We start from the raw sequence: 21762 nt of genomic DNA on the forward strand, positions 1-21762 counted from the left end.
AGTTGTCAGTTAACTCGGCGATGTCGCTTATTATACGCCCCTGAAGAAATCCTGCTTGCGACATGTCAACCACTCCCAAGAAATCGCTCGGGTACTACCTCAGCGTGGGTCTGCTGCGCGGACTCAACCTGCTGCCCTATAGCTGGGTCGCCCGTTTTGGCGCGGGGATCGGCCATGTGCTGTACTCGATTCCCAGCTCCCGGAAGCGGGTGGTGCACACCAATCTGCGCCTGTGTTTCCCCCACTGGGACGACGCTACCCGCGAGCGCGTCGCCCGGGCGTCCTTCGTCCATGCGATCCGGAGCTATGCCGAGCGCAGCTTTCAGTGGTTTGGCAGCGGCAAGAAGCTGGAGCGGCTCATCGAACTCGACTCCGCCGTGGACCTGCGCGCGCCGGATATGCCGCCGACCATTCTGTTGGGCTTCCATTTCGTGGGCATCGAAGCGGCGTCCGTCTTCATCAATTACTCGCTGCATCGGCCTTGCGCGTCGCTGTACACCCCGATGTCCAACCCGGCGTTCGATGCCATGGCCCGTGAGCAGCGCGGCCGCTTCGACGCCGAGATGATCCCGCGTGGCGACAGCGCCCGTGACGTGTTGCGCATGTTCCGCAAGAAAAAACCCGTCATGCTGGCCGCCGACATGGACTACGGCGCGCGAAACTCCACGTTCGTGCCGTTTTTTGGCGTGCAAACCTGCACGCTGACGTCGGTTTCGCGGCTGGCCGAAGTCGGCCGCGCCCAGATTCTGCCGTTCATCGGCGAGGTGCTGCCGAATTTCAAGGGCTACCGGCTCAAGGTGTTCCCGATCTGGGAGAACTATCCGAGCGGTGACCCGGATGCAGACGCCCGTCGCATGAACGCGTTCCTCGAAGAACAGATTCTCAAGATGCCGGAACAGTATTACTGGGTTCACAAGCGCTTCAAGACGCGCCCCGAGGGCGAACCGGGCGTCTATTGACCGGCACCGGATGCGCGTCGACCTTCTCCACTACAATAGCGGCATGAAGCTCAAATTCACCAAGATGCAAGGCGCCGGGAACGACTTCGTCGTGATCGACGGCATCTCGCAGACCATCGATTTCACGCCGGAACAGTGGCGTGCGCTCGCCGACCGTCATTTTGGCGTCGGCGCGGACCAGCTTTTGCTCGTCGAACGTGCGACGCTGCCGGGCGTGGACTTCCGCTACCGCATCTTCAACGCCGACGGCGGCGAGGTCGAGCATTGCGGCAACGGTGCGCGCTGCTTCGTCAAGTTCGTGCGCGACACTGGCCTGACTGACAAGCAGACGGTGCGTGTCGAGGTGCAGCAGGGCGTGATCACGCTCACGATGCGCGAAGACGGTAGATCGGACGTGGATATGGGCGCACCGATTCTCACGCCGTCCGACGTGCCGTTCGATGCCACCGGGCTCGAAGGCCGCCGCGAGGGCGACGACACGCTCTGGCCGCTCGACGTGGGCGGCAAGACCACGTGGATTTCCGTCGTGTCGATGGGCAACCCACACGCCGTGCAGGTCGTCGAGAACGTCGATACCGCGCCGGTCGAGACGGACGGGCCGCTCGTCGAGCGTCACCCCCGCTTCCCGCGCCGTGTGAACGCCGGATTCCTGCAAGTGGTGAGCCAGCACGAGGCGCGTTTGCGCGTGTACGAGCGCGGCGCCGGCGAAACGCTCGCCTGCGGCACCGGGGCTTGTGCGGCAGCGGTCGCGGGCATCCGTCGCGGCTTGCTCAAGGCGCCCGTCGCCATCGAGACGCACGGTGGCACGCTCACCATCGACTGGGACGGCGCAAGCGGTCCGGTCATCATGACAGGGCCGGCTGCCACGGTCTTCGAAGGCACGATCGAAGTCTGAGACGGCAGCAGGACGCAGCGCAACGGCCTGCGCGCCCCGGAAGGTCATGAGGCGCAGGGCTTAGGTTACAGACGGATTCTGATTTAGCGACCCAGGCGGCCGCAGGCGCTCCTTGTGTTCGAGGGGCGGCCGGCGGCAGTTGACGAACAGCAGACGGACATTCATGAACGACCGAGATATTGCGGAATACCTGATCGCGCATCCCGACTTCTTCGAGCGCCACGCCGAATTGCTGGCCGGCGTGCGGCTCACCAGCCCGCACGGCCAGCGGGCGGTGTCGTTGCAGGAGCGTCAGATCGAGATGCAGCGGGAGAAGACCAAGCAGATCGAGCGGCGCCTGGCCGAATTGATGCGCTATGGCCATGAAAACGACGATATCTCGGGCAAATTGCACCGCTGGACTCTCGGTCTGCTCGGCGAGCGTGATCCGCATGCGCTGCCCGATGCGATTGCCCGTGGCCTGCGCGACGTCTTCAACGTGCCGTTTGCCGCCGTGCGCCTGTGGAACGTGGCCGCGCCGTATCAACCGGCCGAGTTCGCCCGCAGTGTCAGCGAAGAGGTGAAGATCTTCGCATCGAGCCTCGCAACGCCGTATTGCGGCGCCAATACCGGTTTCGAAGCCGTGACGTGGCTGGGCGCGCCGAGCGATCCCGCCTCGGTGGCATTGCTCGCGTTGCGCGACCCGCAAGTGACCGACGGGCCGGTCTTCGGCCTGCTGGTGATGGGTTCGGACGACGCCCGACGCTTCCACGAAGGCATGGCGACCGATTTCCTCACGCAAATCGGCGAGCTGGCCGGGGCCGCCCTGGGCAAGCTGCGCGCCGACGACTGATGTCCTCCGGACGCCGGGCCGGGCGCAACGTCAGGGGTGCTTCGGTGCCTTCGGTCTCATCCGATACCCCGACCGGGACGGACGATCGCGATGCTACCGTTGGCACCGACGACGCCACGCCGCTCGAACCGGGCATCCGCACCTACCTCACATCTCTCGCCAGCGAGCGCAAGCTCGCTGCGCTCACGCTGGAAAACTACACGCGCGACCTGCGGCAATTGCAGCGTCTGGCGAGTGGTCGTGCGCTCGAATCGCTGCAACACGGCGACATTCGCCGCTTCGTCATGAAGCTGCACGCCGAGGGGCTGGTCGGGCGGTCGATTGCCCGCAAGCTCTCTGCCTGGCGCGGTTACTTCGCCTGGCTCGCACAACGCACGACGCTGGCCGCCAACCCTGTCGAGGGCGTGCGCGCGCCGAAACAACCCAAACCGTTACCCAAGGCGCTCTCGCCCGATCAGGCGTCGGCGCTCGTCGAGTTTGCGACGGGCACGTCTGCCGAGGCGGTCCGCAACCGGGCGATGTTCGAGCTGCTGTATTCGTCCGGCTTGCGTCTGTCCGAACTGACGGGACTCGACCATCGGTATGTCGAGGCGGACGGCTACCGGTCGGCAAGCTGGCTGGATCTCGCCGAGCGCGAGGTCGTCGTGACGGGTAAGGGCAACAAGCGGCGTCGCGTGCCCGTGGGCGAGAAGGCGGTGCAGGCGCTGGCCGAGTGGCTGGAGATGCGTGCGCCGCTGGCGACGACCGAGCCCCACGCGCTGTTTCTCTCGGCGCGCGGCAAGCGTATCGGGGGACGGGCCGTGCAGCAGGGGCTGGAGCGTCACGCGCTTGCCGCCGGGCTGCCGACGCACGTCCATCCGCACATGCTGCGGCACTCGTTCGCCACGCACGTGCTTCAGTCGTCGGGCGATCTGCGCGCGGTGCAGGAGATGCTCGGTCACAGCAACATCTCGACGACGCAGATCTACACGAAGCTCGACTTCCAGCATCTGGCGAAAGTCTACGATCAGGCGCACCCGCGCTCGCGCAAGAAGACCTGAGCGGGCTGCCGGGACCGGAGTCGGTGTAGAATCGCGTCCTTCCCCGCAAGTCCCGAACGCTGTCCTGAAAGCTGTCGCAGTGGGTCTCCCCAGCCGGTTGCCCCAGGCGCCGACCCGGACACGCTGCGCGTAACGCTCAGGCGCTCCTCGCGACGCGAGACTTGCCCTCACCCCGAATGCAACCGTTGGTCCGTCCCGCATGAATACCTTGACCCTCAAGCCCGGCAAAGAAAAGTCCTTGCTGCGCCGCCATCCCTGGATCTACGCCACCGCCGTGGCGCGTGTGGACGGCAACCCGGCATCCGGTGCGACGGTCGTGGTGCGTGCCGCCGACGGCCGCTTCCTCGCGCGCGCCGCGTTCAGCCCGGTGTCGGCCATTCGCGCCCGCGTCTGGACGTTCAACGAAAACGAGCCGGTCGATCACGCGTTCTTCAAGCGCCGTGTGTCGGCAGCGCTCGCGTATCGCGAAGAGATGGTGCACGACACGGGCGCGACGCGTCTGATCTTCGGTGAGGCCGACGGTCTGCCGGGGCTGATCGTCGACCGTTATCAGTCCGCGCCGGGCCAGCCCGTCACCGATCAGCTCGTCTGCCAGTTCATGGCGGCGGGCGTGGAAGCCTGGAAGGAAGCCATCACGAAAGCGCTGGTCGGCGCGACCGGCTGCCCGAACGTCTATGAACGCTCCGACGCCGCCGTGCGCGAGCGCGAAGGCCTGCCGAGCCTTACCGGTGTGCTGGCCGGCGACGAACCGCCCGAGGCACCGGAATCACTCACCACGCATGAGAACGGGGTGAAGTATTACGTCGACGTGCGCAACGGTCACAAGACGGGCTTCTACGTCGACCAGCGCGATAACCGTCGTCTCGTGCAGCAGCAGGCCAAGGGCCGCGACGTGCTCAACTGCTTCTGCTATACCGGCGGGTTCTCGCTGGCGGCGCTGGCGGGGGGCGCACAGAGCGTGCTGTCCATCGACTCCTCGGGCGATGCGCTGGCCATCGGCGCACGCAACGTGGCGCTCAACGGCTTTGACGCTGCCCGCGCCGAATGGCTCGATGCGGACGTCTTCAAGACCCTGCGCGCCTTGCGCGAAGAAGGCCGCACGTTCGACATGATCGTGCTCGATCCGCCGAAGTTCGCGCCGTCGGCGCATCACGTCGACCGCGCAGCGCGCGCCTACAAGGACATCAATATGGCGGGCTTCAAGCTGCTGCGTCCGGGCGGTCAGTTGCTGACGTACTCGTGCTCGGGCGCCATCGATGCCGACCTGTTCCAGAAGATCGTGGCCGGTGCGGCCGTGGATGCCGGTGTCGACGCCCGTATCCTGCGCCGCCTCTCGGCAGGCATGGATCACCCGATGCTCACGCAATTCCCGGAAGGCGAATACCTCAAGGGGCTTTGGTTGCAGCGTATGTAAGTGTTCGCTCGGTGTGTGTCGCGTATCAGCTCAGCATCAGCCCAGCGTCAGACCGACCACACCCAAAGCGATCAGGACGGCGCCGCCCACGCGCCGGCGAACCTCGCCTTCTCCCAGCACCCGCACGCCGAGCAACGCGGCGATCATCATCGACATCTCCCGGGCCGGGGCGACGTGCGACACCGGCGCGTACTTGAGCGCGGTCAGGATCAGGAAGTAGGAAATCGGCGAAATCGTGGAAATCACCGCGATCTTGCGCCAGTTGGCTTGCCAGAGCACCGCGATACGGGACGGGCGCGAGAATGCCGCCGGTGCCGAAAGCACGACCCGCAGCACGTTCTCCAGGTAGTAATAGACGAGCGGCGCGAGCATCATGGTGCGGATCGCGTAGGCGTCCGCCAGCGTATATGACGCGATGAACGCCCCCGTCAGCACCCCCCAGCCTGCGCCCGCGTGCATGCTCCCGCGCCGCAACAGTCGCTCGCCGCCGGCGATCACCAGCACGCCGCCGACTACCAGCACGATGCCACCGACGGCCAGCCAGCCCGGCCGCTCCCCCAGCAGCACGATCGCGCCGATCGAGGAGAGCAAGGGGCCGGTGCCGCGCGCGAGCGGGTAGACCACGGACAGATCGCCCACGCGATAACCGCGCTGCAAGACCAGCGTGTAGCCGTAATGGAGCAGGGCGCTCACCGCAATGACGCCCCAGCCGAGCGGGGACGGCCAGCCGATGTCCGTGGCGCTCACGAAATACAGCGCGAGCGGCGTGTACAGGACGACCGTGACGAGTGCGTAGAGGAAGACCAACTGCGGGCCACCGCCTTCACGGGTGTCGATCCGTTTGGCGACGAAATTCCAGGTGGCATGCAAGAGCGCGGCGGTGACGACGAGGGCGAGGGCGGTGAGCGACATGACGAAGGGGGTTTTTGTGTCAATTGTATGACGCATTGCCCGTTCACTTCCGGTCACCTGCCGCAAATGGGAGTCCGGAAGGGGCCTGATTTCCCGGATGCGGGCCAATGTGCCCCGGAATCCTCGGTTTGCCCTCGGGTTGCCCTGTTAACATGCCCGACACAGGGCCGCTTTCGTCGCTATCCTTCGTCGAAAGTCCACTTTTGCAACTCGGTTGCAGCGCTGACGGCGCTGTGCTTAAATCGATTCATGAGCCTTACTCAATTACAACCGTATCTGGAAGCCGCCCGCGCGAGCTTGCAGGAGCAATCGGGCCGCGTGACCTCGGGGCGTGTACGTGTGCTGGCGTTGCTGCTCAAGGCTGGCCGGCCCCTCACCCATCAGGAAGTGCTGGCCGACCTGGCGACCGACGCCGACCCGCTCGACCGGGTCACGGCCTACCGCGTGCTCGACTGGCTGGTCGCGCAGGGCTGGGCCATCAAGCAGGCGGGGGACGACCGCATCTTCCGCTTCGTCATGGCCGAGCATGTCGACCCCGCGCGTGCCAATGCGCCGCGCCCGCATACGCAGCACGGTCATTTCCGCTGTGTACGCTGCCACCGAACCTTCTGTCTTGACGATTGGCCGCAGCATCCCCAATTGAGTGAGCGCGAACTCAAGCGTCTGCCCAAGGGGTTTGTCGGCGAACAGGTCGAGCTGCTGATTCACGGCACCTGCGCCCAGTGCGCCGGCGCGACCAACTGAGTCACTTCCCGGCACCCTTTCGTCACCTCGGGTACAGTGAGTGACATTGGGGTGCTGCGGAGCCTATGTCCGCACCCATTTGCGCGTTTTTCACGCATTTCCGGATGGCCGCTGGCGCGCCCGGGAGTGCCGCTTCATAACAGGACCTTGCATTCATGACTCCCGTCACTATCCTGACCGGCTTTCTCGGCAGCGGTAAAACCACGCTGCTCAAGCGCATCCTGACCGAAGCGCACGGCATGAAGATTGCCGTCATCGAAAACGAGTTCGGCGAAGAGAACATCGATAACGACATCCTCGTGCAGGACAACGCCGAGCAGATCGTCCAGATGAGCAATGGCTGCATCTGCTGCACGATCCGTGGCGATCTCGTGCAGGCGCTCTCCGACCTGAACAGCCAGCGCGATGCCGGCTCGATCAAGTTCGACCGCGTGGTCATCGAAACGACCGGCCTGGCGAACCCGGGGCCGGTGGCGCAGACCTTCTTCATCGACGACGAAGTGGCCGACACCTACCGTCTGGATGCCATCATCACGCTGGTCGACGCCAAGCACGGCCAGCAGCAGCTCGATCAGCACGAAGTGGTGCAGCGTCAGGTCGGGTTTGCCGACCGCCTGTTCATCACCAAGGCCGATCTGGTCACGCCCGAAGCGCTGGACGATCTGAAGCATCGTCTCGCGCACATGAACCCGCGCGCGCCGCAGCAGGTCGTCGACTTCGGTCAGGCCGACCTGAAGCAGATCTTCGACATTCACGGCTTCAATCTGAACGACAAGCTCGACATCGATCCGGACTTCCTCGCCGCCGACGAGCATGCGCACGACCACGGTCACGACCATGACCACGATCATTCGCATTGCGATCACGATCATGGCAAGTGCGACCACGAAGGGCACGATCACGGGCACCACCATCACCATCATCACGCCCACCACGACGACGCCATCAAGTCGTTCGTCTTCCGCAGCGAGAAACAATTCGATCCGGCCAAGCTGGAGGATTTCCTCGGGAGCATCCTGCAGGTGTACGGCGAACGCTTATTGCGTTATAAAGGCGTATTAAACATGCGCGGTATCGACCGCCGGGTCGTGTTCCAGGGCGTTCACCAGATGATGGGTAGCGACGTGGGCACGAAGTGGCAACCCGGTGAGACGCCGAACACCAAGATGGTGTTCATTGGCGCAGAACTGCCGAAAGACATCATCCTGCAAGGGCTGGAACGCTGTCTGGTCTGAGCGGAATTGCCGAATCGGGTGACGGGAAAGCCCTTAATCGGGACTGTCGAACGATTCGGTTACAATACCTGCCCACTGGGGCTGCCGCCAGCGAGCTGACGCGGCACTCTGGGGGGTAGGCAGGGGAGCACCGTCATGGCCACCGCCTCTCGCAAGACTGCCACCGCACGCCCCACGCGCCGGTCTGAACCGGCGCCGGAAGCGGGCGCCAAGCGTGCTCCAGCAGGCAAATCGAAGACGGGCGACGAGGCCGCCGCCAAGAAGGGGCCGCCCAAATCGTCCGGCAGGAAAGTAACCCAAGAAGCCGCCCGCGGCATTGCCGGTAAGCAAGACGTGCCACCCGCTACAGGGGCATCGCCGGATCATCCGAAAGAGACGCCACAGAAACCCATGAGCAAGCAACGACTTTTGACCGAGGCCGAAATTCTGAAGATGTCCGACAAGGACTATATGAATCAGGCTCAACTCGACTTCTTCAAGAATCGTCTGGAAGAACTGCAGGCCGAAATTCTGCGTAACGCCGGTCAGACGACCGAGAATCTGCGGGAAACCATCCTCGTGCCGGATCCGGCCGATCGCGCCACGATCGAAGAGGAGCACGCTCTGGAGCTGCGCACCCGCGATCGCGAACGCAAGCTCCTGAAGAAGGTGCAACAGTCGCTGGCTCGCATCGAGTCGGGCGACTACGGCTGGTGCGAAGAAACCGGTGAGCCGATTGGCGTGCCGCGTCTGCTCGCCCGCCCGACGGCCACGCTCTCGCTCGAAGCTCAGGAGCGTCGCGAACTGCGTCAGAAGCTGTTCGGCGACTGATAAGACGACGGGCCCGATACCGCGCGGTGGCGGCAATCGGGTACCTCGGTCGATCGAAGGCATGTCTTCCCGACATGCCTTTTTTCTTTTCTTTTTTGACGCCGACCGGCCGGCCACCGATCGACCCGGTCCGGATTGTCGTCTGCGCGCAACGCCTCGCCGGTCTCGCCGTGCGCGCCGCTTTATGGCAAAATTGCAACTCAGTTGCAATTTAAGCCTCCCATGCCGTCCATCGATTCCGCTTCCCGCTCATGGCGCGCGCGTTCGCGTGCGCCGTTGGGGCGTGGGCGCAGCGGCTGGATTGCATGGCTCATCGCCGCGTTGCTCTGCGTGCAGATGTGGGGGTTGCAGCACGAGATCGCGCACGCACGCGAGCTGGCCGGCATCGGGCAGCCAGCGTCGGCCCACGGCGTTGCCGGCACGAACGCCGCAGGTCTTTCTCATGATGTCGATGCGGATGCCGACGACGACTCGGACGCCGCGATTGCCGCCGACTGGTCCGTGCAATCCGCGCGCACGACGCACACCAGCTTCGGCACCCATCACCATCACTGCCATCTCTTCGAAGGGGCGACGCTCGCGGCTGCGATGGCCGTGGCGATGCTCCAATGGACAGGCGGTGCCGACACGGCGCAGGCGCCCCTGCGTGCCAACGGACGCAGCCATGCGAGCGCCGTCCTTCTTCCCTTCGATTCCCGCGCGCCACCGGTCGCGGTCTGACGCTTCAACGTCTCCGACGTTTTCCACGCATCTTCGCCCGCACTGACTTCGACGTCCGCAGCGCTCCGGTGTCTTTCCGGCCCGCTCTGTCGGCGTGTTGCCGTGCGCGCGTTCGTGCCGATTCACGGGCATCCGGGCACCGTTCGAGGACGGGTGCGCCCGCGCTCATCAGACCGACAAGAATCAAGACCGATATGGCCACTCCCTCTTCCGTCGCCGCCCGCGCGACGCGCTCGCTGCACTCATTCGCCGACGACTTCCCTGCGGATGTCACGCCTGCCCACGTGGCCCATCGCCGTCGTGCGTTGCCGACACTCGCGCCGTTGCCGCTTGCGGCTGCGCTCACGTTTGCTGCATTCGGCACCTTCGTACTGGCGAGCCCGTCGGCGCTGGCCGCTGAAACGTCGACGTCGTCGCCCGCATCATCGGCACCGTCAGGCGCTGTCGACACGACGACCGCTACCGCTGCACCGGCAACACCCGCATCAAACCGCGCGGCTGCGACTGCACAGGGCGACGCCGCGCTGCCGGTCACCTTCGTGACGGGCAACCCGCTCGGGCGCGCCGCTGCCGACCTCGCTGCGCCCATCACCGAGCTGGACGGTCGCGCGCTGGCATTGCGTCGCGCCACCACGCTCGGCGAGACGCTCGACGGCCTGCCGGGCGTGTCGGCCACATCGTATGGACCGAACGTCAGCCGTCCGATCATTCGTGGTCTCGACGGCGACCGCATTCGCGTACTGCAAAACGGCACCGCCTCGCTCGACGCCTCGTCGCTCTCGTACGACCACGCCGTGGCGCAGGATCCGCTGAGCATCGAGCGCGTTGAGATCGTGCGCGGCCCGGCGGCGCTGCTCTACGGCGGCAATGCCGTCGGCGGTGTGGTCAACACCATCGATAACCGCATTCCGCGCGAGTCGCTCACGGGCATTTCCGGGGCGACGGACTTCAGCTACGGCGGCGCCAATCGCGAGCGCGCCGGTGCCGCGCAACTCGAATTCGGCAACGGCCAGTTCGCCTTCCATGTCGACGGCTTCGCACGCAAGAGCGCCGACCTGCGCATTCCCGGCTTCGCACGTTCGGCGCAGCAACGCGCGCGCGACGATGCCGATACGCCGCAACCGTCGGGCACGCTGCCCAACAGTAACGGACAGACGAGCGGCGCCGCAGCCGGTGCCTCATGGACGTGGGCCGACGGCTACGCCGGGCTGTCGTACTCCGGCTACGACTCCGATTACGGCACCGTCGCCGAAGCAAACACGCGCATCCGCCTGCGTCAGCAGCGTCTCGCCCTGGCGAGCGAGGTGCGCAACCTGAGCGGCCCGTTCACGGCGTTCAAGTTCAACTTCGGCTACACCGACTACGAACACAAGGAAATCGAGAACGGCGCGACGGGCACGACCTTCAAGAACCACGGCTACGAAGGACGCTTCGAAGCGCGTCACGCGAAGATCGGACCGCTCGAAGGCGCGGTGGGCGTGCAGTTCTCGCAGAACACCTTCTCGGCACTCGGCGAGGAAGCGTTCGTGCCGAAGAGCGACACCACCAACGTGGCGCTGTTCGCGCTCGAAGAGTGGGCCGTCAATCAGGCGGTGAAGCTCTCGTTCGGCGCGCGCATCGAGCATTCGAGCGTGAAGCCGAGCGCCGGCGGCAACGCGCGTTTCGACAATCTGCCGTCGCGTAACTTCACGCCGGCCAGCGTTTCCGCTGGTGCGGTATTCGCACTGGCGCCGGCGTGGTCCGTGGCGTTGAACACGGCCTACACGGAGCGCGCCCCGACCTTCTACGAGCTGTACGCCAACGGTCCGCACCTTGCGACGGGTGTCTTCGAGATCGGCGATCCGCAGGCCAAGATGGAAAAGGCGTTCTCGACGGACCTGTCGCTGCGCTACGAGAACGGCCCGAACAAGGGCAGCGTCGGGGTGTTCTACAGTCGCTTCACCAACTTCATTGCGCTGAACAACACCGGACTGACGGTCGACGGTGAGGAGAAGCCGTTGCCGGTCTATCAGTACGCCGGGGTGCCGGCCGATCTTTACGGCTTCGAAGCCGAGGGCCGCGCGCGAGTCTGGCAGGGCTACGGCAATCTCGACGTCGAGCTGCGCGGCGATTACACCATCGGTCGCAATCGCGACACGGGCGAGCCGCTGCCGCGTATCGCGCCGTTGCGTCTGACGGCGGCGCTGGTCTACGGCCTCGGTCACTGGGGCGCACGTCTCGAAATGGTCCACGCGAGCAATCAGGCACGCGTGCCTGCGAACGATCTGACGACCAGCGGCTACACCACGCTCGGTGCTGCGCTCACGTATCAGTTCAAGGCGGGCGGCGCGCAGTGGCTGGCCTATCTGAAGGGCGAGAACCTGACCAATCAGGAAGTGCGTCTGGCAAGTTCGGTCCTGCGCGACATTGCGCCGCAGGGCGGCCGTGCGGTTCGCGTGGGATTGCGCACCACGTTCTGAGCGTTCAGACATCGCTGTAACACGTCAAATACGCCGCAAAATCGAAGCAATTTCCGAGAAATCGCTTCGCATCCTTCGATTCGCGCGGTGCAACGCCGCGCGAATCTCACGATCCATGCCGCATCTTCGGGCATCGGCCGATCGTCGATGGCGCGTCTCGTACGACGCCGTCGACGCCTCTTGATATTCTTTCGATTGCCCTAAACTACAGTCACGTCTCGCCCGGCAGGGCGCGCCCGCATCGTCTTTCTCACAGATGGATGCGATGCGCGCGGCATCCGGGCCAATCGTTACGGGGCGCACGTCGCCCCCCGAAAAGGAACAGGCATGGAGCAATATCACGGCACCACTATCGTCTCCGTTCGGCGCGGCGATCAGGTCGCGCTTGGCGGTGACGGACAGGTCACGCTCGGCAACATCGTGATGAAGGGGACGGCGCGCAAGGTCCGCACGATCTATGACGGCAAGGTCATGGTCGGCTTCGCCGGCGCCACGGCAGACGCCTTCTCGCTGCTCGACCGATTCGAGGCGAAGCTTCAGAAGCATCAGGGGCATCTCACGCGCTCGGCCGTCGAACTCGCGAAGGACTGGCGCACGGACCGCATGCTGCGCCGTCTCGAAGCGATGATGATCGTCGCCGACGAGCAGACCACGCTGGTCATCACCGGCAACGGCGATGTGCTCGATCCGGAAGGCGGCGTGGCGGCCATTGGCTCGGGTGGCTCTTACGCCCAGGCCGCGGCGCGTGCACTGGTCGAGAACACCGACCTCACGCCGGCGGAGATCGTCAAGAAGGCGCTGACGATCGCGGGCGAAATGTGCATCTACACGAACGACAATCACATCATCGAATCGCTGCCGCCGAAGGCAGCGAAGTAATCACACGAACATCGACGAACAACGACGGATGACGCACGCACCGCAGCAGGTGGACTCCTGCGGTGCGATAGCCGACCGGCGGCTGATCGGCACCACGACAGCTGTCCGGCCGGGCGTCACCTTCCTTGCGAACCCCTAATCTGGCGAACGTCATGACCCATATGACCCCCTCCGAGATCGTTTCCGAACTCGACAAACACATCATCGGCCAGCACAAGGCCAAGAAAGCTGTCGCGGTGGCATTGCGCAACCGCTGGCGCCGTCAGCAGGTGGCCGAACCCCTGCGTCAGGAAATCACGCCGAAGAACATTCTGATGATCGGCCCGACGGGCGTGGGCAAGACCGAGATCGCTCGCCGTCTGGCCAAGCTGGCCGACGCGCCGTTCATCAAGGTCGAAGCGACGAAGTTCACGGAAGTCGGCTATGTCGGCCGCGACGTGGACAGCATCGTGCGCGATCTCGCGGAAATCGCGATCAAGCAGACGCGTGAAGCCGAGATGAAGAAGGTGCGTACCAACGCCGAGGATCGTGCCGAGGATCGCATTCTCGATCTGTTGCTGCCGACGGGCCGCGAATCGTCGCGCGACATTCGTTTCGGTTCGGCGTCGCACGACGCTGAGCCGAGCGGTGAGGACAACGCGACGCGTCAGACCTTCCGCAAGCGTCTGCGCGAAGGCGCGCTCGACGACAAGGAAATCGAACTCGAAGTCGAAATTCCGGCACAGGGCATGGAAATCATGGGCCCGCCGGGAATGGAAGAGATGACCGAGCAGATCAAGGGCATGTTCGCGAATCTGGGCAACCAGAAGAAGAAGCGTCAGAAGCTCAAGATCAAGGACGCGCTCAAGATCCTGACCGACGAAGAAGCGTCGAAGATGCTCAACGACGAAGAGGTCAAGCAACTGGCGTTGCGTAACGTCGAGCAGAACGGCATTGTGTTCCTCGACGAAATCGACAAGATCGCCACGCGCAGCGAAGTGGGCGGCGGCGACGTGTCGCGTCAGGGCGTGCAGCGCGATCTGCTGCCGCTGGTCGAAGGCACGACCGTAAGCACGAAGTTCGGCATGATCAAGACGGATCACATTCTGTTCATCGCGAGCGGTGCGTTCCATCTGGCCAAGCCGAGCGATCTGATTCCGGAGCTGCAAGGCCGCTTCCCGATTCGCGTCGAACTCGAATCGCTGTCGGTCGAAGATTTCGAAGCGATTCTCACGCAGACGGACGCAAGCCTCGTCAAGCAGTATCAGGCGTTGCTGGCTACGGAAGACGTGACGCTCGAATTCGCACCGGACGGCATCAAGCGTCTCGCGGAAATCGCGTTCTCGGTCAACGAAAAGACGGAGAACATCGGCGCACGCCGTCTGTACACCGTCATCGAAAAGTTGCTCGAAGACATTTCGTACAGCGCGGGCAAGCAGTCCAGCGAAGTCGTGACGATCAACGCCGACTACGTGAATCGCTTCCTGGAAGAAGTGGCGCAGAACGAAGATCTGTCGCGCTACGTGCTGTAAGGCGGACTGCGAGCTTCGCGACATCGCGCAAGCTCAGCAAACAACACCCCGACGTTGGCCGTTGTGCCGGCGTTGGGGTGTTTTTTTGTGGGGCCGCGTCATGCGATTGCGTCACGCGATTGTGACGTTGCCCCGTGGTGCCGATCACGATAGGAGCGGCAGCATCAGCCAGCGGCTTACTGCTTGACCGGTCGCTTGAGCAGTTTGCGCTGCAACGTGCGGCGATGCATGTTCAGCGCCCGCGCCGTGGCGGAAATGTTGCCGTTGTGCTCGGCGAGCACGCGTTGAATGTGTTCCCACTCCAGTCGGGCGACCGAGAGCGGCGACGGGTTTTCGATGGCTTCGTCCGCCTGTGTTTCGCTGGCATCGCTGCGCAACGACGCGAGAATCGTGTCGGCGTTGGCCGGTTTGGCGAGATAGTTGTCGGCGCCGTCCTTGACCGCCTGTACGGCTGTGGCGATGCTCGCGTAGCCGGTGAGCACCAGCATGCGGGCCTTCGGTTGCAGCGCCCGCAGCGGTGCGATGAGCGGCAGTCCCGAGTCGTGTCCGAGATGCAGGTCGACCGAGATCAGGTCGAACTGACGCGTGCGTGCGGCAAGTAGCGCGGCTGCGCTGTCACCGGCGATCTGCACGTCGTAACCGCGACGCGTCAGCGCACGCGCGAGCGTTTCGGCAAAGACGACGTCGTCGTCGATGAGAAGAAAGTGGGAGGCGTTCATGTCTGACTCCGCGAACCGAAGAAGAAGGTGGCCAGCGGCAGGCGCAATTCGGCGCGCGTGCCTTGCGGCGTGTTAGGGGTGAGCGCGATGTCGCCGCCGAGACGCTGCGCGCTGGCGAAGGCGAGATACAGCCCCATGCCGTGCCCGCCATGGGTGCTCATGACAGGGGAGTTGCCCAGACGGGTGCGAAGTTCGGCCGTCATGCCGGGACCTTCGTCGCAAACGGTGAAGCGCACGTCCTCGGCACCGGCGATCACATCGAGGGTGACCGACGATGGGCTGAAGTACGCCGCATTGTCGAGCAGGATGGTGAGGATCTGGCCGACCTGCACGGTGTCTTCGATGCGCGCCGTCAACTCGGGCGGCACACGCAACTGGAACTGCACCTGCGGATGGCGCAAGCGCCATTGCGTGGTGAACGCGGGCAGCCATTCGGCCAGCGGCTGACGCACCGGTGCCGCCGCGCGCGTCTGCACGTGACCGATGGCGCTCTTGCAGAGTGCGATCTGTTGTTCGAGCGTCTGAAGGTCCGGCTCGAACGGTTTCAGCGCGCTGTTCCCCAGACTTTCGCTGCGCAACTCGCCGACCACGACAGCCATCGTCGACAGCGGCGTGCCGAGTTCGTGCGCCACGCTCGCGGCCTGTGCGCCGAGCGCAGCCATCCGTTCGTCACGCAGCAGCCGCTGTTCGGCGCGGGCGAGTTGGGCATCGCGGGCACGCAGCGCACGCGACATGCGCGACACGAACCACGCAATCACGAGCACGCTGACCACGAAGTTCACCCACATCCCGGCAAGGTGCAGACGCAGCAGGTTGCCCGGATCGGCGAGATCGAGCGGCACGTACTGGAAGTTCAGTGCGCCGTAGGCCACGAGCGAGAGCAGCGCGAGCTGCGAGGCGTTGCGCCACGGCAGCACGGCCGCCGCAATGGCCAGCCCGGGCAGGAACAGGGAGACGAACGGGTTGGTCGCACCGCCGGAGAAGAACAGCAGCGCGGTGAGCGCGGCCAGATCGACGAGCAACTGGCTCATCAGATCGAGATCGGTACGGCGCTTGGCTCGCTCGACACCGCGTCGCGCACGTATCCAGGTGAGTACGTTGAACAGCACTTCGAGCGCGACGATGGTGAGCATCGGCTCCAGCGGCAAGCGCACGCCGAGCCAGAGTTGGGCGACGCCGATGGTGGCGAGCTGGCCGACGATGGCCAGACAGCGCAACCAGAAAAGCTGGACGACGTTGGTCCGCTCGATGGGAAAATGAGTCATACGATAAGTGTACCAAGTCCGGGTCACGGGCCATCCGGCGTCGCGAGGCGCTGCGACACTCTGCCGCAGCGCCGTGATGCCCGGTATCGCAATGCCCGCGCACGCGTTCGGCGGCGCGCGACTACAATGGCCGTTCACGTTTTGCGCGACCGGTGGTCGCGCGATGTCTTCGTCGAAAAGACAGACATGAACCGACGATATTCAGTCCGTCGACAACAAAAAGGAGTTTGCATGAAGCACAAGCTTTTGGTGGCGGTCGCATTCAGTCTCGGTTTGGGCGCGGTGTCCGCCATGGCCCAGACTGCCAAGGTCGATGTCTCCGACGCATGGGCGCGCGGCACCGTTCCCGGCCAGACATCGTCCGCTGTCTACATGACGCTGCAAGCGCATCAGCCGACCACGCTCCTGAGCGTGAGCACGCCGGCGGCGGCCAATGCCGAAGTCCACGAAATGAAGCTCGAAGGCACGCTCATGAAAATGCGCGCGCTGCCCAAGGGCCTGCCGCTCGACGCGAACAAGCCGGTGGAACTCAAGCCGGGCAGCTATCACATCATGCTCACCGACTTGAAGGCGCCGCTCAAGAAGGGCGACACCGTGCCTGTGACGCTGAAGTTCGAGACGGCCGATCATAAGACGTCCGAGCAGCAGGTGCAGGCCACCGTGCGCGATCTGACGGCTGCCGCCCCGGCCGGTGGCGGCATGGCCGGTATGGCGCACGGCGAGCATAAGTAAGTCCTGATTCGTCGTCCCAGTACGGTCGTCGCTCGCGCCGGGTCGTCTGCCCGGCGTGGCGCACCGTCAGGGTGGCGCTTTGCCGGATACTGCCGACGGCTTCAGGCAAGGTCGCCCGGATCGGCGGCTGTTCCGTCGATCGCGACTCCCGCAGCGAGCAATGCCTCGCGCAGACAGGTGGGGCAGAGGCAGGCGCCGACATTCAGGCGTGCCGATGCGGGCAGGCGTGGCCAGTCGAGGCACCAGCACTGCACGTCGCGGGGGGCGATGTCCGGAGCGCTTCCGGCGCGGTCAGGGGCAGCGCCCCGCCCGACCTCCGCGATCCTCGCGCCACAGGCCACTTCCGCCCCGCATCGGGGGCAGCGCGTCGGGGCTGTCCTGCCGTCGTCCGAAGGTATTCCCATCGTTCCCTGACCTCGCTGGCGATCCATCATTTCCACTGTATGAGAGGCGACGCCCCGTCTTCGTGACCGTGCACGCCGCCCGCACCTCCCGCATCCGCCGCCGAGTTGCACAACTGCAACAGCGCAACGGCTGTCATCGACCGGCCACATGCGGCCAACTGCGGCCCGCAGATGGGCGGTGGGCGAAGGGGTGAAAGAGTGACGAGGCAAAAATCGGGCACTGACGGGCGTCCTAAGATGAGTGAAAGGGATGATACGCACGTAAGATGCTGTGCCGCTGACGGGGCGAGAATCGCCGCTTTTGCGGTTACCCCCCGGCACGTGCCGAGTGCGGGCGGCAGGCGTTGTCCGATGTGATCGTCGGACCCTTCCGATTCCCGTCAAAGCCCCGCACGTCAAGGCTTCTTGGCTGTACAATTCGCCCTGTTTCCTGGTCCATCCGCTTCACCTTCCGAACCTTCCCGCCATGTCCGATCAGCAACTGAACTCCATCGACGACATCGCACCCGCTCTCAAAGCCGAAATTCTGGCTGAGGCGATGCCGTACATCCGCAAGTATCACGGCAAGACCGTGGTGATCAAATACGGCGGCAACGCCATGACCGAAGAGCGATTGAAGCGCGGCTTTGCGCGCGACGTGATTCTGCTCAAGCTTGTCGGCATCAACCCGGTGGTGGTGCACGGTGGCGGCCCGCAGATCGATCAGGCGCTCAAGAAGATCGGTAAGCAGGGCACGTTCATCCAGGGCATGCGCGTGACCGACGAAGAGACGATGGAAGTGGTCGAGTGGGTGCTCGGCGGCGAAGTCCAGCAGGACATCGTCATGCTGATCAACCAGTACGGCGGCCAGGCTGTCGGTCTCACCGGCAAGGACGGCGGTCTCATCAACGCCCGCAAGATGATGATGCCGGATCGCGAGAACGCCGGTCAGTTCCTCGACATCGGTTACGTCGGTGAAGTCGACTCGATCAACCCGGCCGTGGTGCGCGCGCTTCAGGACGACGCCTTCATCCCGGTGATTTCGCCGATCGGTGTGGGCGAAGACGGTCAGGCGTACAACATCAACGCCGACCTCGTGGCCGGCAAGCTTGCCACGGTGCTGGGCGCCGAGAAGCTGGTGATGATGACCAACATCCCGGGTGTGATGGACAAGGACGGCAATCTGCTGACCGACCTCTCGGCCCGCGAGATCGACGAACTGTTCGCAGACGGCACGATCTCGGGCGGCATGCTGCCGAAGATCTCGTCGGCGCTCGACGCTGCCAAGAGCGGCGTGAAGTCGGTGCACATCGTCGACGGTCGCATCGAGCATTCGGTGCTGCTGGAGATTCTGACCGAACAGCCGTTCGGCACGATGATCCGCTCGCACTGAGCGCGACGTCGACAAGGCCGCCGGGGCGATCCGGCGACCTGCAAGACCTGCAAGCATCAGGCGGACCCTTCGGGGTCCGCTTTGCATTTGGGCGGCTCAATCGGGCGCCGTCAGCTGACGCAGTTCATCGAGCAGCTTCGCCGCCGGGCTCGGCAGAATGCCCTGACGGCGGCGGAAAGCGGTGAGCGTACGTGTGGCGCGCACCGAGGCAATCGGCAGCGTATCCATCACCCGTGCCGAGGCTTCGACGTCGTACATCGGCTCAGGCATCCACGTCAGGAAACCGCACCGCGCCACCATGCTCTTGAGCACCGGCACCGAGCGCGTCTCCACGACGATGTTCGGCAAGCCCAGCCCGTGCGCGGCGAACACGCCCTGCATGTGCGCGTAGGGCGCGGTGCCGCGCGGCGGAATCGCCCAGCGCTCGTGCAGCGTATCCGCCAGCGTAATCGTCTCGCGCTGGCGCAACGGGTGATCGCATCTTGCCACCACGTAACTGTCGTCTTCCCAATGGCAGTCGGTGATCGCGACGATGTCGTCCGTATCCGGTGCGACGGTCGAGAGCGCCAGATCGATTTCGTGCCGCATCAGTCCCTGTGCGAGCCGGTCCCACACACCTTCGATGATCTCCACCCGCAGATTCGGCCAGCGATTGAGCACGCGGTCGACCGCGAGCGGCAGCACATGACTGGCGATGGCACCGACGGCGCCGACCTTGATCGTGCCCTTCGCCAGCCCGCGCATCGCGTCGATTTCCTCGCGCGCATGCTCGGCTTCGCGCGCGAGCAGCATGGCGTGCGGCAGCAGCGTGTGGCCGAATGCCGTGAGCTCCATCCCCTTGCTGTGACGCTCGAACAGCGGCGCGCCCAGATCCGTCTCGAGACGCTTGATCGTGCGGCTGAGCGCTGGCTGCGTGAGATGGAGTTCGGTGGCGGCGCGCCCGAGACTGCCGGTGGCGACGATGGTCGTGAAGGCGCGTAGCTGCTGGAGGTTGAGGCTCATGGCGGACGACGGAACTCCCGAACGCAGATCAACGGAGATGGCATGGACCGCAAGGATGGCGAGGGCGGCGGTCGTCGAAAAGTCATGCAAAAGCGTAATGACTTTGGTAAGCAAAAGCAATTCCGGTGCATAGATCGGCTGCCTATACTTTTCGAACCGCCAAGAGACCAACGCCTCCATGAAAGACAGCCGAGAACTCCGCGCCGGCCAGCACGCCGGCTCACCCCAGACCCTCACCGTGCGCGAGGTCGTGATCGACCTGATGCGTCGCCACGGCATGACGAAGGTCTTCGCCAATCCCGGGTCGACGGAACTGCCGTTGTTTCGCGACTTCCCCGAAGACTTCGACTACGTGCTGGGTTTGCAGGAAGCCGTGGTGGTCGGCATGGCCGACGGGTACGCGCAGGCCACCGGCAACGCCGCGTTCGTGAATCTGCACTCCGCCGCCGGTGTCGGCAATGCGATGGGCAATATCTTCACGGCGTACAAGAATCAGACACCGCTCATCGTGACGGCCGGTCAGCAGGCCCGCTCGATTCTCCCGTTCGACCCATTCCTCGCCTCGGTGCGCGCTACCGAACTGCCGCAGCCCTACGTCAAGTTCAGTCTCGAACCGGCGCGTGCCGAAGACGTGCCGCTCGCGCTTGCCCGGGCGTATCACATCGCGATGCAGGAGCCGAAGGGACCGGTCTTCGTCTCCATTCCGGTGGATGACTGGGATCGCCCTGCTGAGCCGGTACCGCCGCGTCAGGTGAGTACGCGCGTACAGGCCGAACCGGCGGCGCTGGCGCAACTCGCGGCGGCGCTCGATGCGTGCGAGCGTCCCGCGTTCGTGGTCGGCTCGTCGATCGATCGCGCGGGGGCGTTCGACGCCGTCGTGGCACTCGCCGAGCGTCACAACGCCCGCGTGTTCACCGCACCGATGTGCGCGCGCTGCGCCTTCCCGGAAGATCACCGTCTGTTCGCGGGGTTCCTGCCGCCGATGCGCGAGAAGATCGTCGGCCTGCTCGGTGGTCACGATCTGATTCTCGTGATCGGCGCCCCGGCGTTCACGTATCACGTGGAAGGGGCCGGGCCGCACGTGCCGGAGGGGGCATCGCTGTTCCAGCTGGTCGAGGATCCGGGGCTGGCCGCATGGACGCCGGTCGGCGCGTCGGTCGTCGGCAACGTGCGTCTGGGCGTGGAAGCGTTGCTCGCACGTGAGATACCGAACGAGCGAGACATGCCGCCTGTGCGTGCCGTGCCGCCGGTCGCAACGGTCAACGCGCCCGGTGAGCCGATGACGACAGCGTTTGCGCTTCAGACGCTGGCGCAAGTGCGTGACGCACAAGACATCGTGGTGGAAGAAGCACCGAGTGCGCGACCTGTCATGCAGCAATACCTGCCGTTCACGCAGGCGGGCACCTTCTACACGATGAACAGCGGCGGCCTCGGTTATTCGATGCCGGCGGCTGTCGGGGTGGCGATGGCGCGGCCCGGGCGTCGCATCGTCTGTCTGATCGGCGACGGCTCCGCCATGTACTCGATTCAGGCGCTGTGGAGCGCGGCGCAGGCACGGCTGCCCATTACCTTCGTCATCCTGAACAACCGACGCTACGCCGCGTTGCAGGATTTCGCGCCCGCGTTCGGGTTCGGCCCGAAAGATCCCGTGCAGGGCACCGACCTGCCGGATCTCGATTTCGTGCGCATGGCCGAAGGCATGGGGGTACGGGGACAACGCGTGGAGCAGGGCAGCGCGTTGCGCGACGTTCTGTCGCACGCCATCGACAGCGGCGAGACGCGCCTCGTCGAACTCGTGGTGGCATGATGCACAGCGCATCCCCTGCATCCTTCGATGCATCCCTTCGTGCCCCCATCC

The 21762-nt window shown here is 64.8% G+C and carries 19 protein-coding genes; 15 read left to right on the forward strand and 4 right to left on the reverse strand.

The features are described from left to right. Positions 1-62 precede the first annotated feature (62 nt). The 5 genes from A9762_RS16090 (at position 63) to A9762_RS16110 (ending at position 5140) form a co-directional block, all read left to right on the forward strand. Positions 63-959 (forward strand): lipid A biosynthesis lauroyl acyltransferase, encoded by an 897-nt coding sequence (locus A9762_RS16090; protein ID WP_069343020.1) that lies wholly within the window; start codon positions 63-65, stop codon positions 957-959. Between the two features lie 43 nt (positions 960-1002). Beyond that, on the forward strand, positions 1003-1854 hold the full coding sequence (dapF, locus tag A9762_RS16095) for a diaminopimelate epimerase (protein ID WP_069343055.1): 852 nt from the start codon (positions 1003-1005) through the stop codon (positions 1852-1854). A 163-nt stretch (positions 1855-2017) separates the two neighbouring features. Then, positions 2018-2686, forward strand: coding sequence for a DUF484 family protein (locus tag A9762_RS16100; RefSeq protein WP_069343021.1), 669 nt, complete (start codon positions 2018-2020; stop codon positions 2684-2686). 134 nt (positions 2687-2820) lie between these two features. Further along, positions 2821-3726, forward strand: a complete 906-nt coding sequence (gene xerC / locus A9762_RS16105; protein ID WP_069343056.1) for a tyrosine recombinase XerC — start codon at positions 2821-2823, stop codon at positions 3724-3726. A 199-nt stretch (positions 3727-3925) separates the two neighbouring features. Further along, positions 3926-5140 carry a class I SAM-dependent rRNA methyltransferase gene (locus tag A9762_RS16110; RefSeq protein WP_069343022.1) on the forward strand — a complete coding sequence of 405 codons (1215 nt, stop codon included), beginning with the start codon at positions 3926-3928 and terminating at the stop codon, positions 5138-5140. 36 nt (positions 5141-5176) lie between these two features. Here A9762_RS16110 and A9762_RS16115 read toward each other — a convergent pair whose 3' ends face one another. Then, positions 5177-6052: a DMT family transporter gene (locus A9762_RS16115; RefSeq protein WP_069343023.1), complete on the reverse strand. Its 876-nt coding sequence runs from the start codon at positions 6050-6052 to the stop codon at positions 5177-5179. A gap of 249 nt (positions 6053-6301) precedes the next feature. Here A9762_RS16115 and A9762_RS16120 point away from each other — a divergent pair, with 249 nt between their 5' ends. The 7 genes from A9762_RS16120 to hslU all read left to right on the forward strand — a co-directional run bounded on the left by A9762_RS16120 (position 6302) and on the right by hslU (position 14410). Then, positions 6302-6796, forward strand: coding sequence for a Fur family transcriptional regulator (locus tag A9762_RS16120; RefSeq protein ID WP_069343024.1), 495 nt, complete (start codon positions 6302-6304; stop codon positions 6794-6796). A 155-nt stretch (positions 6797-6951) separates the two neighbouring features. Further along, on the forward strand, positions 6952-8031 hold the full coding sequence (locus A9762_RS16125; protein ID WP_069343025.1) for a GTP-binding protein: 1080 nt from the start codon (positions 6952-6954) through the stop codon (positions 8029-8031). 390 nt (positions 8032-8421) lie between these two features. After that, entirely contained in the window at positions 8422-8841 is a 420-nt protein-coding gene (gene dksA / locus A9762_RS16130; RefSeq protein WP_069343057.1) for an RNA polymerase-binding protein DksA, read from the forward strand. 222 nt (positions 8842-9063) lie between these two features. Then, positions 9064-9561: a hypothetical protein gene (locus A9762_RS16135; protein ID WP_069343026.1), complete on the forward strand. Its 498-nt coding sequence runs from the start codon at positions 9064-9066 to the stop codon at positions 9559-9561. A gap of 194 nt (positions 9562-9755) precedes the next feature. Continuing rightward, entirely contained in the window at positions 9756-12020 is a 2265-nt protein-coding gene (locus A9762_RS16140) for a TonB-dependent receptor (RefSeq protein WP_240493591.1), read from the forward strand. A gap of 327 nt (positions 12021-12347) precedes the next feature. Continuing rightward, positions 12348-12899: an ATP-dependent protease subunit HslV gene (gene hslV, locus A9762_RS16145; RefSeq protein ID WP_069343027.1), complete on the forward strand. Its 552-nt coding sequence runs from the start codon at positions 12348-12350 to the stop codon at positions 12897-12899. A 152-nt stretch (positions 12900-13051) separates the two neighbouring features. After that, positions 13052-14410: an ATP-dependent protease ATPase subunit HslU gene (hslU, locus tag A9762_RS16150; protein WP_069343028.1), complete on the forward strand. Its 1359-nt coding sequence runs from the start codon at positions 13052-13054 to the stop codon at positions 14408-14410. A 176-nt stretch (positions 14411-14586) separates the two neighbouring features. Here the strand turns inward: hslU and A9762_RS16155 are convergent, their stop codons facing one another. After that, entirely contained in the window at positions 14587-15129 is a 543-nt protein-coding gene (locus A9762_RS16155) for a response regulator transcription factor (protein ID WP_039407290.1), read from the reverse strand. Further along, the gene (locus tag A9762_RS16160) at positions 15126-16394 is read right to left on the reverse strand and encodes an ATP-binding protein (RefSeq protein WP_069343029.1); all 1269 of its coding nucleotides are present in this window, start codon (positions 16392-16394) and stop codon (positions 15126-15128) included. Before A9762_RS16160 ends, A9762_RS16155 begins: the two co-directional genes overlap by 4 nt. 231 nt (positions 16395-16625) lie before the next feature. On the opposite strand from A9762_RS16160, the gene A9762_RS16165 reads away from it, so the two are divergent. Together A9762_RS16165 and argB are read left to right on the forward strand one after the other, a co-directional pair. Continuing rightward, positions 16626-17126, forward strand: coding sequence for a copper chaperone PCu(A)C (locus A9762_RS16165; protein ID WP_069343030.1), 501 nt, complete (start codon positions 16626-16628; stop codon positions 17124-17126). 870 nt (positions 17127-17996) lie between these two features. Then, positions 17997-18902 carry an acetylglutamate kinase gene (gene argB / locus A9762_RS16170; RefSeq protein ID WP_069343031.1) on the forward strand — a complete coding sequence of 302 codons (906 nt, stop codon included), beginning with the start codon at positions 17997-17999 and terminating at the stop codon, positions 18900-18902. Positions 18903-18998: 96 nt separating this feature from the next. Here the strand turns inward: argB and A9762_RS16175 are convergent, their stop codons facing one another. After that, positions 18999-19904 carry a LysR family transcriptional regulator gene (locus A9762_RS16175; RefSeq protein ID WP_069343059.1) on the reverse strand — a complete coding sequence of 302 codons (906 nt, stop codon included), beginning with the start codon at positions 19902-19904 and terminating at the stop codon, positions 18999-19001. A gap of 178 nt (positions 19905-20082) precedes the next feature. On the opposite strand from A9762_RS16175, the gene mdlC reads away from it, so the two are divergent. Beyond that, positions 20083-21711, forward strand: coding sequence for a benzoylformate decarboxylase (gene mdlC / locus A9762_RS16180; protein WP_069343032.1), 1629 nt, complete (start codon positions 20083-20085; stop codon positions 21709-21711). Positions 21712-21762: the final 51 nt, after the last annotated feature.

This window comes from Pandoraea sp. ISTKB (genome assembly GCF_001721285.1).
GTDB lineage: Bacteria > Pseudomonadota > Gammaproteobacteria > Burkholderiales > Burkholderiaceae > Pandoraea > Pandoraea capi.

Excerpts from the sequence above, each read along its gene's own strand:
- hslV (WP_069343027.1), top strand. The coding sequence starts at position 12,348 with ATGGAGCAATATCACGGCACCACTATCGTCTCCGTTCGGCGCGGCGAT.
- A9762_RS16135 (WP_069343026.1), top strand. The coding sequence starts at position 9,064 with ATGCCGTCCATCGATTCCGCTTCCCGCTCATGGCGCGCGCGTTCGCGT.
- A9762_RS16110 (WP_069343022.1), top strand. The coding sequence starts at position 3,926 with ATGAATACCTTGACCCTCAAGCCCGGCAAAGAAAAGTCCTTGCTGCGC.
- hslU (WP_069343028.1), top strand. The coding sequence starts at position 13,052 with ATGACCCATATGACCCCCTCCGAGATCGTTTCCGAACTCGACAAACAC.
- dapF (WP_069343055.1), top strand. The coding sequence starts at position 1,003 with ATGAAGCTCAAATTCACCAAGATGCAAGGCGCCGGGAACGACTTCGTC.
- A9762_RS16120 (WP_069343024.1), top strand. The coding sequence starts at position 6,302 with ATGAGCCTTACTCAATTACAACCGTATCTGGAAGCCGCCCGCGCGAGC.
- A9762_RS16165 (WP_069343030.1), top strand. The coding sequence starts at position 16,626 with ATGAAGCACAAGCTTTTGGTGGCGGTCGCATTCAGTCTCGGTTTGGGC.
- A9762_RS16155 (WP_039407290.1), bottom strand. The coding sequence starts at position 15,129 with ATGAACGCCTCCCACTTTCTTCTCATCGACGACGACGTCGTCTTTGCC.
- dksA (WP_069343057.1), top strand. The coding sequence starts at position 8,422 with ATGAGCAAGCAACGACTTTTGACCGAGGCCGAAATTCTGAAGATGTCC.
- A9762_RS16090 (WP_069343020.1), top strand. The coding sequence starts at position 63 with ATGTCAACCACTCCCAAGAAATCGCTCGGGTACTACCTCAGCGTGGGT.
- A9762_RS16175 (WP_069343059.1), bottom strand. The coding sequence starts at position 19,904 with ATGAGCCTCAACCTCCAGCAGCTACGCGCCTTCACGACCATCGTCGCC.
- A9762_RS16115 (WP_069343023.1), bottom strand. The coding sequence starts at position 6,052 with ATGTCGCTCACCGCCCTCGCCCTCGTCGTCACCGCCGCGCTCTTGCAT.
- argB (WP_069343031.1), top strand. The coding sequence starts at position 17,997 with ATGTCCGATCAGCAACTGAACTCCATCGACGACATCGCACCCGCTCTC.
- A9762_RS16100 (WP_069343021.1), top strand. The coding sequence starts at position 2,018 with ATGAACGACCGAGATATTGCGGAATACCTGATCGCGCATCCCGACTTC.
- A9762_RS16125 (WP_069343025.1), top strand. The coding sequence starts at position 6,952 with ATGACTCCCGTCACTATCCTGACCGGCTTTCTCGGCAGCGGTAAAACC.
- A9762_RS16160 (WP_069343029.1), bottom strand. The coding sequence starts at position 16,394 with ATGACTCATTTTCCCATCGAGCGGACCAACGTCGTCCAGCTTTTCTGG.
- mdlC (WP_069343032.1), top strand. The coding sequence starts at position 20,083 with ATGAAAGACAGCCGAGAACTCCGCGCCGGCCAGCACGCCGGCTCACCC.
- A9762_RS16140 (WP_240493591.1), top strand. The coding sequence starts at position 9,756 with ATGGCCACTCCCTCTTCCGTCGCCGCCCGCGCGACGCGCTCGCTGCAC.